This is a genomic window from Alishewanella sp. WH16-1, from assembly GCF_001441695.1.
GTDB classification, from domain to species: domain Bacteria; phylum Pseudomonadota; class Gammaproteobacteria; order Enterobacterales; family Alteromonadaceae; genus Alishewanella; species Alishewanella agri.
The window spans coordinates 19,740-37,014 of sequence record NZ_LCWL01000096.1; the positions used below are offsets into that span (position 1 = coordinate 19,740).

Here is a 17,275-nt window from a genome sequence, read left to right on the forward strand (position 1 = left end):
TACTATTGCCCAGTTAGCCAAAACGGGTAGTGACACACGCAGTACCTCGACTAAAGTTGCAGCAGCAAGCGGCAACAAGCCCTGCAATTTTTCTGTTATGGTTAATGCAGCTTAACTTAACGGATGCCCTATGTCAGACGCTACCCCAGAGCTGCATCAACAACCTTTTGCTGACCGGCTAAGCTGGCTGGAGCAGTTAGCCAGCCGGCATAGTGCGGCCTTTATTGCCGGCACCGCTGCCCGCGAGGCTTATCTGGCGCAGCATCCAACTAAAATTATTGCGCTAAAATGCATGGATGGCCGGATCCATCTGCCGCATGCTACCCAAACGCCGCTGGGGATTATTCAGCCCTACCGCAATTTGGGTGGCATTTTTAACCTCGGCTGGCCGTATCTGGGCGATTTGCTGTGCGATGATATCAATCAGGCGCTGGCGCGAGGCAGGCCGGTGCTGATACTGATTAGCTATCATTTCTCAGCCGGTGCCAGAGAGCGCGGTTGTGCCGGCTTTCAACATGATCGTGATGCCGCACTGGCGCAAGCGCTGCAGATCCGCGACCAGCTACAGAGCATTTTTGCCGCCAGTGAACAGTGTTATGCGCTGGTGGTTGGTTTTGAAACCGACAGCGACGCGCTGGTATTGCATGGCAGTACTGGCCGGATGCTGGATTTAAGCCAGTACAGTCCGGACCTGAGCCCGCAGTTACCGGCCTTATTGCAACAACTCTGCCCGTTATTGCCAGCGGCGATGCAGCGCGATTTGCTGCCTCTGCTGCTCGGTAATTTGCGGCACAGCGCCTTGCAGCGGCAACAACGGCGGCAGCTGGATATTGAGCATCGGGAGTGGATGCTCTGTCTGGGGCGTGGCTTTGATTTTCTGCATGTGCCTAATATTGCCCTCATTATCGGCCCCTTTAGCCCGGACCTGTCGCAGCCGGTGAAAAAGGCCGCCGCGATCATCCTCAATAATATCAAGCAGCAGCGGATCCCGGCAGATGGCGTCTTACTGCTGGCCTCAGTACCTTATCAACAGGCCGGCATTGACCGACGCCGCGCTGAGTTAAAGGCCGCGTTTTTCTGTCAGTTTGCTAAAACGGTGATTGCCGAACAGGAACCGGCATTATTGCCGCTGCTGCAAAGCCGCAGTGCCGTGATGTATTGGCCAGAGCGGCGGCTGGAGTGGTTATAAGCTGGCTAAAACTTGGTGATTTTTACTAAATAGTGGTTTTGGCCTGGCGGCTTGCTGAATTGGTGCAGTATAAGTATCTGTTTTTATTTGCTATAAATTTTGGCCGTAAATTTGCCTTAACCGGTCGATAGCAATCAATCAGGTTAAAACAGAGGCGAATAATAAAATGCATAACGTAAAAAATAAAAAACTATGGTTAGTGCCGGTATTAGTGTTTAGCGGCCTGTTAAGCGGCTGCATTGTCGTGGTTGACGCCGCGGAAAAGACCAATGGGAGTTATCAGGGCACGGCGCAGCAAGGCGATGTCTCGCGGGTAAATGGTAGTATCAGCCTGAATGAACAAAGCCGGGCGGGCAAGGTCTCCACCGTTAATGGCAGCATCCGTCTGGCGGAGCAGGTACAGATTGACAGTGCCGAAACGGTGAATGGCAGTATTAAAGCGGCACAAAATTTAACGGTACAAGGTGGTTTAAGCACAGTGAATGGCAGTATTGAAACGGCGGCGGGCTCGACCATTAAAGCCGATATTAGTACGGTCAATGGCAGTATCCGTTTAAGCGGCAGCGAAGTCGGCGGCAAGCTGGAAACTGTAAACGGCAATATCAGTCTGTTGGCGGGGACAGTGGTAAAGGGCGATCTGATTTATGCTGAGCGCAAACGTCAAAGCGGTTGGTTTGGTAAAGATGACAGCAACCAGCCGACTCTGACCATCAGTGCCGACTCGCGTGTGGAAGGGAAAATTATCCTGCGTCAGCCGGTACAGCTAAAGCTGGAAAATGCCAGTCTGGCTGCCCGGGTGGTGCGTGAGAACTAGGTATCTAGTAGCTAAAGTGTTGCTGCAGGCGGCTAAATTCGTTCTGATAGACGATGATAGCCGCCGCCAGCTCATCTCTCACCAGATTGGCCTGTCCCAGACTTTCATTTAGTTTGGCTAACTCATCGCGGATCGTAATTCGTTGTTCGCGAGTCAGGCCGTCTGCGACCAGCTGCTCATTGAGCTTGGCGATACTGCTCTCCAGTTCATAGATTTCCTGTTGTATGTCGCGTAACTCGTTATGCGCACCGTCAAGTTGAGTTTTGGCCTGATACAGCGTTTGGCCATCCCGATAACCTGCCATAAAAGCACTGGCGAATTCAGGTGGGCAGCTATTCTGATAGCGATGATTGTTGCGACCCTGGGCAAAGCCATTTTTGGCGGTACAAAACTGTGCTGAACCTTCATAGTGGCCAGCTCGATAAGCGGCCAGATCCGGTGTGACCCCATGTTTGGCACAGTCTTGACGATAGTTGCTGATCTGGCTCTCGTTGCGGCCTTTTATGCCATCTTCAAAGCCGAGCGTACGCCAATCGGCATTTAGGCAACCCGCCTGGTCCAGGCTACTACAGCCAGCCAGTAGCAGACTGATTAAGCAGAGTGGTAATAAAATTTGTTTCAACATCTCGGGTTGTCCCTTATAAAGTCGCAAAATCGTCTGCTGCTATGATTTCAATCCGGTTTCGACCACGTTGTTTCGCCTGTAGCAGTGTTTTATCTGCCCGGGCAAACAACTGATTAAAACTCTCATTTGGTTGTTGTTCGCAAATACCAAAACTTGCGGTCACTTGTTGGTCAATTACTTTAATCTGCAGCTTTTCAATGCTTTGTCGTAAACGTTCACACAACAGCGCAGCTTCCACAGCATTGGTTTCTGGCAAGAGTAACATTAGCTCGTCACCACCAAAACGACCGAGTAAATCTTGTTGTCGCAATTGCGTTTGTAGTTTTCGACACACCTGCTGTAGCACCTGGTCACCAACCTGATGACCGAGTACGTCATTAACGCGCTTAAAATGATCAAGATCCAGCACCGTCAGGCAAAGCTTGGTATTACGTCGTCCGGCACGGCCCATTACCAGCTCGGCTTGTTCAATAAAGGCTTGCCGGCTGAGTATGCCGGTAAGAGGATCAATAGTCAGGCTCTGTTTCAGTTGTTGATTGGTCGCATGCAGCAACGGCACTGCCGAGCCATACAACATGCTGGCGGAAATCATGGCAATCGTGAACTGATAAACGGCGGCATAATCAGTAACCTGTAGTACCCGCATCAGTACCACAATAGCGAGGCTGATAAGTGCCAGGCCACTGAAACTTCGCCAGACCGATTCGGTATAAACCAGCCACATGGCGGGTAAAATCAGGAAGAAAATTAAAAAGGTGATTTCCAGCTGACGAATTTGTTGCGCTAACAACATCGAGCAGCAGATCGCGATAAGTGCCAGGGAGAGCTTAAAGGCATAGTCTCGCCACTTACCCGGAATAGCAGGTACCAAACGGCCAATCCGCACGACACTTTGTGCACCATTTAGCTTATCCAGCAACAGAAACAGCAGCGGTGTCAGCGACAGGATTGCGACCAGATCGCCGAGCCACCATCCCAACCAGATAGCGGAGCGCTCGCTATCGCTGAGTAAGCCGGCCCACTGCAATGACCAAACACCACTTAGTGCTGCTGCTAAAGCCGCCACCGCGGCCAGAATTAAAAAGCTGACCACGATACCTGTGTAGCGCAGGTGTTGTCTGATGACTAATGTACGCAGCCCCAGCGCGCCGCAAAGATAACTTAAACTGTGAGCCAGAGAAGGATACAATGCCTGTAAATAAGGCACCGAGTCCGCAGGATGATAAAGCTCAATATGACGCAGGCTGATCAGGACACAGGCAATAAAAATTGCTGGCAAAGCGCGCCATCCGAATAACGTTAGTGCTGCGAAGCTTAGCGCTGCCGGGGGATACCACAAGCTGGCATGAGGACTGTAAGCGAGAATATCTGCCGCTTCATATAACAAAATCCACGTCAGAATAATCGTCAGTTGCAACAAAAATGCGCGAGCATTGGGAGCTATCACGGTAACAGGCATATCCTTTAGCCTACTTTTTGTTCCAGTGTATACGGTATTTCTGTTGTCGACTATAGGCTGCTTTTTATTTGCCGGTAGCTGATTATTTACTGACCTGCTTGGTGATTAATTCATTCACAGTAACAAAGCGATAACCTTTCGCCTGCAGCCCCTCGATAATGAGCGGCAGTGCCTCGCGTGAACTTTGCCGGCTTTGGTACATCACATGTAACAGGATAATACTACCGGGGCGGGCGTTGGCAATCACCGCCGCCGCCATCGCCTCTGGATCCGCTGCCAGCTTTGGCTCGGACTCTGGCTCTAAATCCCACATTATGGTTTTGCGCTGCTGCTGGCTAAGATACCAGGGCAGGGTGAACAGTTTTTTGCCGTAAGGTGGCCGAAACAGGATCTCGTCGGTAAAACCAGCCTGCCGGATTTGCTGATCAGTGCGCTCAACTTCTGACGCCACTATTGCCGGTGATACCAGTAACATACGCTTATGGGTATAGCTATGATTGCCCAACTGATGCCCGGCCTGCACCAGCAAGCGGCCTTGCTCCGGATGGCGTGCGAGTTCGTGGCCGGTGACAAAAAATGTGGCCGGCACTTGATAGCGTGCCAGCAGTTCAACCACCTCGGCGGTATATCGCTCAGAGGGGCCATCGTCAAAGGTAAGGGCAATTAACGGCTGTTCTGTTTCCACCCGGGCGATCAGCTCGCCAAACAGCTGATACTGCCGTGATGACGCCAGTTGATACAAGCCAAGTAACAGCAGTAAGAACAGTGAGACGGTTGTAACAGCGGCGGTGCGTTTTTGCATTGAACGTCCTTGTGCAAACCAGATTAATATCCAGTTTGGTATATCGGAGCTGAACTGCCAATTAATGTTGAAAATTTATTCTGCCAGTACCGGGTGCGGCTCGATAAAGTGTGCCGGATAGTGGCTGCTAGGCCAGAAGTAATAAGCGAGCACCAGGATAGCGCCCAGCACACTTAGCCATACTTTTCGTCGCATGTCAGCAATCTCTCCCCCGAGCTTTGTCGTACTTACTAAGTATTTTATAGCGGGATTTTGCGATGCGATCATTATTCTGTTGCTGGTTATTGCTGCTCTCGACCGCTGCTATGGCCGATGATGCAGCCTGGCAGGCCTGGCGTGAGGGCAAGGCGGTATTAATGTTACGGCATGCCCTCGCGCCGGGTACCGGTGATCCGGCCGGTTTTCAATTACAGGACTGCCAGACACAGCGCAATTTGAATCAACAGGGGCGGCAGCAAGCTAAAGCCTGGGGGCAAAAATTACTCCAGCAGTACAGTGGTGACATCCGGCTTTATAGCAGCCAGTGGTGCCGTTGCCTGGAAACGGCGCAGTTGATGGCGATAGCGCCGGTGCAACCGCTGCCGGCGCTGAATTCATTTTTTGCCGGGCGCGGTGATGGCCAACAGCAAACTCAGGCCCTGCTGGACTACTTTGCCAAGGCCAGCGAGATGCCGCTGGTACTGGTTAGCCATCAGGTCAATTTTACTGCGCTGACCGGTATTTTCCCACAATCGGCAGCCGGTGCCATTTTAGCCTTACCGCTAACCCAGCCGGCGAAGGTACTCGCCAGCGTAAGTTTGGATGAGCGCTAGTATCTTGCAATGCCTATTCGCTGTTGTATAGTGGTTAACAGCTTTTCAACATTCAGGGGCGCGTTATGAGTAAAGCTGTGGTACTGGCCTTGTTAAGTGCCGGGCTATTTTGTGCTGTGAGTAAGGCGCAGGCTGTTTCGGCAGAGTTACAATGTCAATTACAGGTGCCAGCGGCAGTGCACGGTACTTCTGTGTGGTATCAAATGGGTTATCCGTTTAACCTGACGGCCAATAATCTGGGCTTACTGCCGGGCAGCACCTTGTATCAAATGGCGGAGCAGGCTTTTGGCTTATGGCAACAAGGTGTCAGCGAAACCACCGTTATGGCGCAGGTAAGTCAGCGCTGTGCCAGCTTTAGTGCGGCTGAGCTGAATCGCGAGTATTCGTTTTTCGAAGAAGAAGGCAATACCCCAACGCACCTTACCGCCTGTGGTGATATGACTACCACCGTAGTGCAAAGCTTTGCGCTGTTGGATGGCCAACCGCTGACCCTGAGTAACTTTAAAGCGGTGATTATAGGTGAGGAACAAAAGCCGGCAGTTACCCGGTTAATTGTGCAGGCCTTTAATTTAAAACAGCAAGGCCAGCTGGAAACCTCCATTCTGGAGCAAACCTTTACCTATTGTCAGCAACAAAGCGCCGAATTTAAACAACAACTGGCAGCAGAGTTCTATGCTGAATAACCTCTACGTTGCGGGAGTCGCGAAATTATGATTACAGCAGTCTATGCCGCCTTACTGGCGGTGCTGTTTGTGGTGTTAAGTGTGGCGGTGATCCGTCAGCGTCGTCGCTTACAGGTGGCATTAGGCTCGGGAGGCCATAGTGCACTGCAACGGGCGATGCGGGTGCAGGCCAATTTTGCCGAGTACACGCCTTTTGCGCTGTTGCTGTTATTTCTGGCCGAATATAGCGGTTTGGCCGGGCTTTGGTTGCACCTGTTGGGCGCATTATTACTGCTCGGTCGCTTAAGCCATGCTTATGGGGTGAGTCAGGATCCTGAACCGCTTAAATTCCGGGTTATCGGCATGGTGCTGACCTTTAGCGTGTTGTTGCTTAGCGCGCTGGCGATACTGGTGCTCTATGTCAGTCGTTGAGCCGGTGGCGCGGCAACTCGCCGCTTACAATCAGCATAATCTGGCCGAGTTTATTGCCTGTTATGCGCCGGATGTGCGGATTTACCGCATGCCGGCCAGTGAGCCCAGTTTGCAGGGGCGCGAGGCGCTGGCACACTTCTATGCTACCGAGCGTTTTACCCTGCCAAAGTTACAGGCGGCAGTACTAAGCCGGCAGGTCGTTGGCAATAAAGTCATCGATCATGAACGCGTGACCGGGCTACGGGACGAACCTTATGAAGTGGCAGTGGTCTATGAGGTCCAGGCGGGCCTGATTAGCCAGGCCTGGTTTTTTGCTGCTGACTAATGGCAGTTTCTCGCTAGTCGCCGATACCGTGGCCTTACCCTATACCCTTTATTCCCAAAACAAATATGGCAGTATTGCTGTGAAGTAAGTGCCTTGGCTTAGCATTGCTACCTCGCTGGTACTGAGCGGGTACCTGGGCTATGCTAAGCGTAATTTTTTTATGGGTTAGGGTTTGCTTATGTCTCTAGATATTAGCCCTTTACTAAAAGCTATTGCTCGTTTGCAAGAAGGTTGGCAGCGCTATCAACTGGATATCAGCGATATTCAGATCCGTGATGGCCTGGTGCAGCGCTTCGAGTTTACCTATGAAATCAGTCATAAAATACTAAAGCGCTATCTTGAGCATAGTTCGCCCTCACCTGAACTGTTCGATCAAATGCCTTTTGCTGATTTGATCCGCAGTGCTAATGAGCAGGGGTTATTACAGGGTGACTGGCCAGCGTGGCGAAGTTATCGTGATATGCGCAGTAAAACCAGCCATACCTACGACGAAGAAATTGCCTTGCAAGTAGTTGCCGGCATCCCTGCCTTTCTCAGTGAAGTACAGTTTTTGGCTGCTGAATTAACTAAGCGGTTAGCCGATGCTTAAGCCTGAAAGTTTGCTGATCAGTGAGCAAGAATGGCGTCAAGTCAGCACGATTTTGCAACGCTTACTACCAAACTATGAGGTTTGGGCTTTTGGCTCACGGGTTCAGGGTAATCCCAAGCCCTATTCCGATTTAGATCTGGTTATTATCAATGAGCAGCCACTGCCACTGACACAACTCGCCGAACTGGCGGAAGCCTTTAGTGAGTCAGACCTGCCTTGGAAAGTCGATCTAGTAGATTGGGCCACCACCTCTGAGCGGTTTCGGCAGCTGATAGCGGCGCAAAAGCTGGTAATTAAGCAGTAACCAGTCTTAGTGGCAGAACATCCCACAAATTACACCTGACTCCGACTCCGGTATGCTTGCCGTACCGGAGTCGCGATCTGCGATAGTGAAATAAGCACCTTTAGTTGCTGTGGTTCCTATCTTGCGGTATGCCATGCGTTTAGATATTGATGGCGATTGTCTCTTTGAGGATACAGTGCTACAGTATATACAGCACGATAAACCTACCCAATAAACAACGAAAACGAGCTGAAAGCCACATTTACGAACATCGTGAACAGTTGCTGGTGATGTGGAATAAAGCGGTAAACGGTGAAAATCCCGGGAAGTTAGGTGATGTATGTTGAAAGTCATAGATGTTGATTTTGTTTCAGACCACACATTAGAGCTGACCTTCAATGACGGTTACCAGGGGCATGCCGACTTGTCGGTATACTTTAAAAAGTTGCCATTCTCCGAAGTTAAAGACTTTAAACGCTTTTCATTGACCAGTGACGGCGCTTTAAATTGGAGTGGTAATGAACTGTCATCTGCGACATTGCGTGATATTACGCAGGGCTCTTATCAGCCGACAGAGTTAAGTTTTGACGTTCAGGAGATGGAAACTGTAATCAAGCAAGCTTCCTGGGAGTCAATGATGGAGGGGCGTCCCGATATCCTGCAAGCCGCTATTCGCGCTTATGTGGAGCAGTTTGGTCATGGTCAGGTTATTGCTAAGGCTGGCATAAAAAGTCGCACCAGTGCTTACCGTTCCTTAAAGCCTGAAACCACACCAAACTTTGGCACCCTGGTACAATTGGGGCATGCGGTCATTGAGCTTGCTAAAGATCGAACGGCGGCAAACAAGAAATCAAATATATAGTATCAAGTCTGACTTCGACTCCGGTATGCTTGCCGTACCGGAGTCGCGATCTGGGATGGTGGGGTGGGCACTTTTGGTTGATGTGGCGACTGTCCTGATGCGAGGAAAGGCTGCTTTGAGCGCTAAACCCGCCCCCGCAAATTACACCTGACTTCGACTCCGGTATGCTTGCGTACCGGAGTCGCGATCTGCGATAGTGGAACAAGCACCTTTAATTGATTTAGTGGCTAGCTTTTGGTCCATAAAGACTATTCGAGCGCTAGGCGGTTGTTCGGCGAAGCTGCTTTTCGCATTTGAGTAGGCACTTAAAGAGGAGACATAGCTTTGTTCAAAACACGGAAAAGATGTAAATGAGTGAGACTGCTAATGGATTTCTGAAAGTTATTTCTCAGCTGACGGCTCCGAAGTCAGCGATAAAATATATAGCTGTTGTTGGAGTCTTAATTGGAATTGTTAAGTATCGCTTTGTTGATTTTTTCGGAATACAAACAGATTACGTAGTTTTCGCGACACTCTTGTTCGCTATTGGAGTTGGAACTCTGGTGGGTGAAGGTATTAGCTTACTCTTTGGAATGCTTTGGGAAGAAATCAAAAAAAGATATGCAAAAAATAAACTGTTGAAGCTAGAAAAAGAAAAAAAATCTGAACAAGATCAATCGATAAAAGCAGCAATAGAAAAGTTAAAGACCGATTTTTTTGTGAGGGTGAAAGCCTTGAGCATGAGAGAAAAGCAAATTCTCAAAGACGTATATCTCGATAGTCTAGGAAAGAATGGCGAGCAAGTTTATTCCCAATCTAATGACATAGCGTATCTGGATGCACCATTAGATGGACCACTTTTCAACCTAGGATTTTTACAAATCATCGAGAGATTTAACTCAGTGAGTGCGCTTGTAAAGATCACTCCAGAAATAAATGAAATGGTTGGTGCTTGGTTAAAAGACGGAATAGAAAAAGAGGTGGATGAGTTTATTATCAGACTCAAAGCTACTGATATCTCTCTTATTAGACTACTATCTGCTGATTTGAGTACAGAAGAAAAATCCAAAATAGCTGTAAGGGTTCGGCCATACATATTAAATTTCTTACACGAATATTCGACTCCGTGTATAACGGCTTCTGCTAGAGGAAGTCGAGGTATAGAGCTTAGGGTCTCTCCGCTTTACAAAGCCCATCTCGAAGAAAAACTCAATATAAAATTGCGGGATCATACCTTTGAAAAAACATCATACAATTGATAACGAATTCGAGAGTCCGCAATAAATACGGAAAAGTTCCTTCACATTGTAAATTTTGAACGGCTACAAACTGACATAAATCTCCTTTTCTGCGCTAAGACTCTCGCTATAAGTTAAACACTAGTTGTACCTCCCACTATCGCAGATCGCGACTCCGGTACGCGAGCATACCGGAGTCGGGGTTTGGTGCTTTTAGAGAGAGCGGTTTAGCGTTTGGCACAAAGCTTCTTTTCTTCGCTAAAGCTTTGTTTGCAAATGAGGGCAATGGTTTCTCACCCACTATCGCAGATCGCGACTCCGGTACGGCAAGCATACCGGAGTCGCAGTTTGGTGCTTTTTGAGAGAGTGGTTTAGCGTTTGGTACAAAGCCAACTTTGTTCGCTAAAGTTTTGATTGCACATGAGGACAATAACTTCTAACCCACTATCGCAGGTCGCGACTCCGGTGCGCTAGCATACCGGAGTCGGGGTTTGGTGCTATTTGGGAGAGCGGTTTTGCGTTTGGTACAAAGCTTCTTTTCTTCGCTAAAGCTTTGTTTGCACACGAGGGCATTCGTTTCTCACCCACTATCGCAGGTTGCGACTCCGGTACGCAAGTATACCGGAGTCGGAGTAAGGTGTAATTTGCGGGGGTGGGTTTAGCAGCGGCACCGGCGTAAGTGGCATCGCCTGCATCTGTTGCTGGCGCAGGCCTTTCAATTGTTGGCAGACCAGTTGCTGATAGGGAGTAAAAGCCGGATGCATAGTCATGGCTGTTAGGCCGGTTTGGAATTTTAACTGCTTGTCATCCAGCATCGCTGAGCTGGCAGCCTGTTGGAACAGGCTTAGCTCGGGTAAGAGCATACTGCTGCAACCTAAACTGATGGCGATGCTTAACCCCGCTAAATCGGCATCGCCAAAATAGACACAGGGTTTACCGGTTTGCTGCCAGGCAGCAGACAGTGCCTTACCACCGCTACTATACTGGTTATCGCCACGATAGATGATCAGTAGCTGCGGGTACGGTAGCGCCAGCGTAAAACGCTCCAACTGATAGAAGCAATCCAGGTTTTCGACCACTAATAAGGTACTATATTCGCTGAGTGGCAGTTGCTGCCAGTCGAGATCGCTAAACTGCAGTGCTGGCAAGCCTTGAGCGTAAAGCGGGGTGTTAAGCCTGATTAATACCCGATGCTGGCGCGGGCTGGCGCCGGCGCCTTTTAGCTCTTGCTGGCTGTATAAGCTTTGCTCCAGTCGATCCTGACTGCTTAACGGCTGGCGGAAACAGGCTTGCCCTAACGCTTGCTGGGCCTTTGCAATTTGCTCTAACAGCACCCGGTTAAATGGCACTGTTGGTAAGCGCGCACTGTGTGCCGGCAATAATTGCTGTTCAATACACCAGGCAATTACCTGAGCAGCGATCTTACTGTCGGCCTTGATGACAGCACTGCCGTCGCGTTGCAGGCGTTGCTCCAGCTTTAACAGCCAGTTTAGCGCCTGTAACCCCAAAGCCTGATGCATCAAGCTGCCTGCAAACCAATACTGATATCGCGGATCAGGTACAGGCTGTTAACGGCGCTGGCCGGGCTTTCTTCGCGTTGTAGCCGGAACATCTGTTTTTCTGAAGCCGGTAGCGCCTGATATTCAGCCAGAATTTGATACAACCAGATTTCGCTATCCCAAGGCAGTTGTTGCTCTGTCAGATACTCCAGCGCACTTAAACTGCCGCCGCGGTCGATCACCCGCAAATAGAAGTTTTCGACATCGGTTTTTAGTGCCAACTGGCGGGCCGCGATTTCTTCATCCTGCAGCAGCTCACTAAAGCTGGCGCTTGGCGTATCAGACAGCGTTACCGCAACCTGCCGTGGCAGGGCGCGTACCAGTTCGGCCAGTATTTGCCGTTCACTGGCTTTATCCAACGCGATAGCGGCCTGTGGCCGGATGGCACTGGCCTGGTTAAACAGGTCCGGTAGTTCGCTGCGGTTGGGATAATCGGCCGGCTGATACTTTGGATGCTGGCGTAAAAACGCCACCATATTGCTAATCAGCAAGGATCGCGATTGTTGCTGGCGGAATTTAGCCAGCAGCTCGACCAGGCGTTTTTGCACTTCCAGCAAGCTGCTATGATGCGAGCTCAGCTGGCTTTGCAGCTGGCTGACCAGCAGCTTACGCAGATGGTTATTACCTTCCGACAGTTCAATCAGTTCGGTAAAGTCGAGCAGATCCAGGCCATCGAGCAAGCGGCGCAGTTGTTTTTGTGCGCGCTCGTTTTCGCGAATTTTATCGTCCAGGCTGCTAACAAAGCCAAAGTCGCTGTTGAGCCGGTGCCACAGGCTGTCGATCGCCTCTTCAAACTGACCGCTTAAGTCATGCACATGCTCAGTTAACCGCTGCAGCTGCAACTCGGCCACTGCATAGTCGCCTTTGTACTGCGCATCGCGGTAAGCCTGCACCCGGTTGCGGATTTGCTCCAGTTTTTCGGCCACATCGGCGTTGATCTGGCGGCGATTTTCATCGGCGACCATACTGGCGATCAGCTCGCTGACTAAAGGCCGCAGTGCCAGCGGTTGCTGTTCGTCTGGCCGCCACAAAATACGGGCGGCAATCAGCTTTTTCAGCGCCCCTTCGCTAAAGGCCGTTTCATCGACATAACCATCCAGATAACCCTGCATCAGTTGCTTGTGGTACTTGCCGAGTAAAGCCAGCCGCTCAGCACCGGTATTAAACAGGTTGGAGGCGATGCCCGGGGTCGGATCCAGCGGCGCCATCAGAGTAATGCCTCCTGCTGCGGGGTGTCTTCCACCGGCAGATGTTCTTCATCGCGGATAAAGCGAATCACATCAATCAGATAATCAATTTTACCGGTAACGATATAGTACTGGCGGTCGGCATGCGGCTGCAGCAGATAGCCATGTTCTTTTAAGCGGCGGAAAATCAGTTTTACCTGACTATCCAGTTGCTCGCTCTGGCTATTAAAAAAGCGGTCGCTGGCCAGCGTATTCAGGCGTTGGCGCAGGCTTTGGTTATCTTCGGTACGTAGCACAAACTCCTGCAACTTGATGGTATCGCCGGCAGTCAGGGCGCTATCCCGACCCAGGGTTTCCTGTACCAGTTGCAACCATTCCAGCAGCGGCAGCAGTGACTGCACCGTTTGCGCAAATTGCTGACTCAGCTGCTCGCGTGCCTCTTTGCTCAGCTCGTAGTAGCCAAGAAAATACACGCTCTGGTCATCATTACTCACCAGCCGGCGGTTAAGCGGCCGCAGGTAATGATTGATGTCCTGCTGGGTTTGCTCCAAACTTAAATGCCGGTAGGCATCTTCATCGGTAATGCGGCAGATAAAATCGCCTGCCAGCAGGCGTTCCAGTAAGGGTCCGTGTTGCAGCATCAGTTGGCCTCCTGCTGTTTACTGGCTAAGCGCTCGGCTAAGCGGCTGATTTTGGGTTGAATACGTTTCAGGCGGCGCAGGCTGCTATTTTGCTGGTCCGGCTCAATTAAATAGCGGTGCTGGAATAACATTAACACATCGGATTCCGGGTTCGGGAAGGCGCCGACTATCACGATCTGATTGCTGCTACAGGCCTTAAACAGCTTTTCGACGTTGTGATAGGCCAGGGTACCGATTTCATCAATCGGCCAGTGGATCGTGACCTTAGCTGCACCGCGCAATAAGCGGGTAAAGGCCAGCAGGTACTTACACAGAATCAGATAAGCCATACCATGGCTGGACGATTCCAGTAGCTGACGGTCGTTTTTAATTACCAGCTCGGAGCCGCCTTCGCTTAAATGCAGTTCAAGGCGTAACAGCGATTCTATACTGTACTGCTCATCGGCGCGCAGCAGCTCCACCACATCGGCCAGCGCATTCAGATACTGCTCCGACGGTAAGGCTTTACCGGAGGCGCCCCAGTCATCATACAGCTTGGCAAAGTGCTTCAGCGGCTGCCAGAAACCCAGCTCGTCGATGGTCGATAAAATCCGTACTTCAGATTTGCTGATCCCTTCCAGTACCAGATCGTCGGCCACGGCTTCGCTTAAGCGGCGGCTTTGCAGTGCAATGCGGCGGTTAATATCGCTAAAGACGGTAAAGAATTTTTTCAGATCGCCGCCGATATTCTCGCCCATTTCCAGCAGCTGTTGCTGGGCATCTTTCAGAATTTGCAGCAGGTTTTGCAGAATCGGCAGCTGGTCGCGTTCTTTCGCATAGTCGGGCAGCTTACGTTTTTCATGCTCCAGCCGGTCGAGGAACTCCGGGCCGGCGTCTTTACTAAGCATGCCCTCAAACTGCGCCAGTGCTTGTTTTAGCAGGCTTTCCAGTTTGTTACGTTGCTCCAGTGCTTCATTAGCCCGGGCCAGACGTTCAATGATATCTGCACTCGGGTTCGCCGCGGCCGGGGTAATGCTGGCCAGCTGCAGTTCCTGCAACTTGTAGAGCACGGGCTTTAACTGCGCCACTAAGTGCTCGGCTTGCTGCATCTGCTCCTGCACGCTGCGCTTTTGTTCTTCCAGCTGTTTGCTGCTCGCGCTGTATTCGGTTTTTAACTGTTCCAGCGCCTGCTTGCTGCTACGCAGCTGTTGCTTTAAGCCGGTTTCCTGCTCCAGTAGCTGCGGCCGCAGTTTCTGCCAGTCCAGCGCCATAAAGCTTTGCCAGGCGGTTAGTTCATCCTGGCGGCTCTCAACGGCTTTGATCTCGCCGCGTAACTGATCCTGTTTCTGTTTTAGTTCGGTCAGGCGGCGCGGGTCGATGCCTTTCGCCGACAGTTCTTCATTAAAGGCTTGCTGCAGCTCTTTAATTTGCTGCTGGTTATCATCGCGCTTGCGTTCAAGTTGCCGTTCCAGCTCGTCGATCTGCTCGTCGAACACCTGTAGCTCAGCCTGCCAGTCGGCTTTTAGCTCCATGCGCTGGCTGTGATGATCGTCTTTTAGCGCCTGCAGGTCCTGCTGCTGTTGCTGCTTAGTTTTTTCCAGCTGTTGCTGCTGGGCAGACAGCTCGGCTTTAACTTTGGCCTGACGCTGGGTCACCAGCTCACGCTGCTGCGCCTGCAGGCGGTTACGGGCATCGCGGGCGTACTCGATATTCTGCTCGTACTGGGTAAACTGCCACTCGGCCTGCTCGACCTGAGCCCGCAATAGCTCGGCCTGTTCAAAGCGCTCTTTTAACAGCTTTTCGGCCAGCTGTTTCTGGCTTTGCAGTTGTTGTACCTGCTGCTCGGCGGCCTGAATACGGTGGCGGATCGCGGCCTCATCCTGGGCATAATCCGGGGTATCAATGGCAGTCAGCTCCAGCGTCAGGCCATAGAGGTTGTCGCTAAGCTCGCTCAGATGCGGCTGTAAGTCCTGCCGGTCCAGCAGGCGCTCGTCCAGCACCTTACCGAGTTTTTGCTCCCAGCCATTGTAGTGCAGACGCAGGAAATGCCGCAGACTGCCTTGTTCCGGACTGAGCTGGCGGTGCAGTTGCTGTAGCTGTTGCTCGGCACTGTGCAGTGCTTTGCGGCCTTGCTCCAGTTGCTGATCGGCCTGTTCGCGTGCTTCGCGGGCTTTTTGATACTGCTGCTGTAGTTGCTGCAGTTGCCGGGCCTGCTGCTGTGCCTGTTGCTGCGCTTGTTCCAGCCGCAGCTCGGCAACGCGCTGCGCTTCCAGCTCCTCTTCGGTTAAAGCCGGGCTGCTAAGCTGGCTTTGTAATACGGCGATCTGGCTGCTTAGCTGGGTTAGCTGGTCGGCATATTGCTGCTGGGCCTCTTGCAGGCGGCCCTGGAAGCCTTGCTCCAGCGTCGCCAGCTTATGTTCCTGCTGCTCGCGGGTCTGATCTTTTTGTTGTTGTAAGGTGCGCGCCTTGGCGCGGTGTTGCTCACTTAAGCGGTTAAAGGCTTCGGCCAGTTTGGCTTTGCGTTGCTCCAGCTGGCGCTCTAAATCGCCGTGCTGTTCCACCATCAGCTGATACTGTTCGGCCAGCTCCTGCAGGGTTTCGCGCCACAGAGGCAAGGCATCGGTATCGCGCTGCAGTTTTGGCATATCCTTGCTGTCGTAGTCGTCATAGCGCTGCTGCAATTGGTCCAGCCGGGCGCTGGTTTCATGTAAACCGGCTTCAGCCTGGGCCAGCTTGCTGCTCAGCTCCAGCTGCTGCGCACTATAAACGTCTTTGGCGGTTTGCAGCTGCCCCCGCAGCAGATGCACCTGCGCTTCAGCATCGGCTTTACGTTGTTTTTGCTGCTGCTCATCGTCCTGCAACAGCGGTAGCAGCGCCGCTAACAAGGCTTCGCTGCCGTCGAGTTGTAGCGCCAGTTGCTTCAGCCGCTCAAAATCCTGCTGCAGTCGGTCCAATCGCATTGACTGCCGCATCTGTTGGATCCATTCCCGCGCCTTAGTGTTTTTAACCTTGGTAGTGGGCAGGGTGACGCCGTCTTCTTCAAAGATCGCTGCCAGCATCGCTTTGAGCGTATCCATTTTGCCTTCTTTGGCGTGCACGGCGCTGACCAGCTTTTCGATATGCCGCAGTTTATGGCCACTGGCAACCAGGCTGTAACTGCTGGCCAGGCGGCGCAGCTTAAGGCTATCGGCATTATTGCCGCGTAGCGCGGCGGCATCGTTCTGAATAATGCTGCGATACTCGCTGGTGGCACTGATTTTGGGTGACACCTGTACATCCGGGCGGGCGCGCATTGCCGCTGCCCAGTCACTGTAGCTCATACCTTTGGCGCCTTCGCTGCTGTGCTGCAGATAAAAGTCGCTCTGGTAGGGCGCGCCGACAAAGCGGTAATCGACACCACCGTCGCTTTTCCGGGTTAGCACCACCTGGCAAATTTCGCCGCTTTCGCGCCGGTATTCATAGATCAGATAGCTGTTGGTATAAGGCAGATAAAATTCATCGAATTTTTTGCGGGTTTTTGGCACCACCCGGTTCGGCTGTTCACCGTAAAATACCGGTACCAGCCGCTGCAGCGTGGTTTTACCCGAGGCGTTGGTACCGCAAATATTAGTATGCTGATCCAGTTGTAATTCCACCACACCCGGCAGGTGGGTATGGATCAGCACAATACGAAGTAATTGAGACATAGCGCATCCTATCGGCGGCGCAGAATCGCAGCGCCGCTATCTTCTGATTTTGGCGGTTATTATCCATGGAATAGCGGGAATTGCCAGTTCAAATACAGCCGCCAGTGCCAGGGGGAATACCTGCCACCCAGCGGCAAAAACAACCGGCAAAG

The 17,275-nt window shown here is 51.6% G+C and carries 18 protein-coding genes; 11 read left to right on the plus strand and 7 right to left on the minus strand.

The genetic code is table 11. The annotated features are described in order from the left end of the window. The first annotated feature begins 130 nt into the window (after positions 1-130). Positions 131-1,189 (plus strand): carboxysome shell carbonic anhydrase, encoded by a 1,059-nt coding sequence (locus AAY72_RS09035; protein WP_057786962.1) that lies wholly within the window; start codon positions 131-133, stop codon positions 1,187-1,189. Positions 1,190-1,355: 166 nt separating this feature from the next. After that, entirely contained in the window at positions 1,356-2,003 is a 648-nt protein-coding gene (locus AAY72_RS09040; protein ID WP_057786964.1) for a hypothetical protein, read from the plus strand. Positions 2,004-2,007: 4 nt separating this feature from the next. Here AAY72_RS09040 and AAY72_RS09045 read toward each other — a convergent pair whose 3' ends face one another. From AAY72_RS09045 to AAY72_RS09055, 3 genes are all read right to left on the minus strand, one after another. Beyond that, positions 2,008-2,628: a DUF2799 domain-containing protein gene (locus tag AAY72_RS09045; RefSeq protein ID WP_008984818.1), complete on the minus strand. Its 621-nt coding sequence runs from the start codon at positions 2,626-2,628 to the stop codon at positions 2,008-2,010. 13 nt (positions 2,629-2,641) lie between these two features. Then, positions 2,642-4,087 carry a diguanylate cyclase gene (locus tag AAY72_RS09050; RefSeq protein ID WP_057786966.1) on the minus strand — a complete coding sequence of 482 codons (1,446 nt, stop codon included), beginning with the start codon at positions 4,085-4,087 and terminating at the stop codon, positions 2,642-2,644. Positions 4,088-4,169: 82 nt separating this feature from the next. After that, positions 4,170-4,889: a polysaccharide deacetylase family protein gene (locus AAY72_RS09055; protein WP_057786968.1), complete on the minus strand. Its 720-nt coding sequence runs from the start codon at positions 4,887-4,889 to the stop codon at positions 4,170-4,172. A gap of 257 nt (positions 4,890-5,146) precedes the next feature. Here AAY72_RS09055 and AAY72_RS09060 point away from each other — a divergent pair, with 257 nt between their 5' ends. From AAY72_RS09060 to AAY72_RS09095, 9 genes are all read left to right on the plus strand, one after another. Continuing rightward, on the plus strand, positions 5,147-5,701 hold the full coding sequence (locus AAY72_RS09060; RefSeq protein WP_057786970.1) for a histidine phosphatase family protein: 555 nt from the start codon (positions 5,147-5,149) through the stop codon (positions 5,699-5,701). Positions 5,702-5,766: 65 nt separating this feature from the next. Then, positions 5,767-6,384 (plus strand): hypothetical protein, encoded by a 618-nt coding sequence (locus AAY72_RS09065; RefSeq protein ID WP_057786972.1) that lies wholly within the window; start codon positions 5,767-5,769, stop codon positions 6,382-6,384. Positions 6,385-6,411: 27 nt separating this feature from the next. Continuing rightward, positions 6,412-6,795 carry an MAPEG family protein gene (locus tag AAY72_RS09070; protein ID WP_082628980.1) on the plus strand — a complete coding sequence of 128 codons (384 nt, stop codon included), beginning with the start codon at positions 6,412-6,414 and terminating at the stop codon, positions 6,793-6,795. Further along, entirely contained in the window at positions 6,782-7,120 is a 339-nt protein-coding gene (locus tag AAY72_RS09075) for a nuclear transport factor 2 family protein (protein ID WP_057786976.1), read from the plus strand. The genes AAY72_RS09070 and AAY72_RS09075 overlap by 14 nt, the downstream gene beginning before the upstream one ends. A gap of 178 nt (positions 7,121-7,298) precedes the next feature. Further along, positions 7,299-7,709: a nucleotidyltransferase substrate binding protein gene (locus AAY72_RS09080; protein ID WP_057786978.1), complete on the plus strand. Its 411-nt coding sequence runs from the start codon at positions 7,299-7,301 to the stop codon at positions 7,707-7,709. Continuing rightward, positions 7,702-8,013 carry a nucleotidyltransferase family protein gene (locus AAY72_RS09085; protein ID WP_008950370.1) on the plus strand — a complete coding sequence of 104 codons (312 nt, stop codon included), beginning with the start codon at positions 7,702-7,704 and terminating at the stop codon, positions 8,011-8,013. The genes AAY72_RS09080 and AAY72_RS09085 overlap by 8 nt, the downstream gene beginning before the upstream one ends. A 149-nt stretch (positions 8,014-8,162) precedes the next feature. Next, the gene (locus AAY72_RS17050) at positions 8,163-8,339 is read left to right on the plus strand and encodes a DUF4160 domain-containing protein (RefSeq protein WP_156411310.1); all 177 of its coding nucleotides are present in this window, start codon (positions 8,163-8,165) and stop codon (positions 8,337-8,339) included. Beyond that, a complete protein-coding gene (locus AAY72_RS09090; RefSeq protein WP_057786980.1) occupies positions 8,333-8,854 on the plus strand; it encodes a DUF2442 domain-containing protein in 522 nt (173 codons plus the stop codon). Before AAY72_RS17050 ends, AAY72_RS09090 begins: the two co-directional genes overlap by 7 nt. 350 nt (positions 8,855-9,204) lie before the next feature. Further along, positions 9,205-10,092, plus strand: a complete 888-nt coding sequence (locus tag AAY72_RS09095) for a hypothetical protein (RefSeq protein ID WP_057786982.1) — start codon at positions 9,205-9,207, stop codon at positions 10,090-10,092. Between the two features lie 566 nt (positions 10,093-10,658). On the opposite strand, the gene AAY72_RS09100 is transcribed toward AAY72_RS09095, so the two are convergent. From AAY72_RS09100 to AAY72_RS09115, 4 genes are read right to left on the minus strand one after another with little or no spacing between them, the layout of a single operon-like run. Beyond that, a complete protein-coding gene (locus AAY72_RS09100) occupies positions 10,659-11,591 on the minus strand; it encodes a Wadjet anti-phage system protein JetD domain-containing protein (RefSeq protein ID WP_057786984.1) in 933 nt (310 codons plus the stop codon). Continuing rightward, positions 11,591-12,838 carry a hypothetical protein gene (locus tag AAY72_RS09105; RefSeq protein ID WP_057786986.1) on the minus strand — a complete coding sequence of 416 codons (1,248 nt, stop codon included), beginning with the start codon at positions 12,836-12,838 and terminating at the stop codon, positions 11,591-11,593. Before AAY72_RS09105 ends, AAY72_RS09100 begins: the two co-directional genes overlap by 1 nt. Then, positions 12,838-13,458, minus strand: a complete 621-nt coding sequence (locus AAY72_RS09110; RefSeq protein WP_008950362.1) for a hypothetical protein — start codon at positions 13,456-13,458, stop codon at positions 12,838-12,840. The genes AAY72_RS09105 and AAY72_RS09110 overlap by 1 nt, the downstream gene beginning before the upstream one ends. Continuing rightward, positions 13,458-17,123, minus strand: coding sequence for an ATP-binding protein (locus AAY72_RS09115; RefSeq protein WP_057786988.1), 3,666 nt, complete (start codon positions 17,121-17,123; stop codon positions 13,458-13,460). The genes AAY72_RS09110 and AAY72_RS09115 overlap by 1 nt, the downstream gene beginning before the upstream one ends. Positions 17,124-17,275 lie beyond the last annotated feature (152 nt).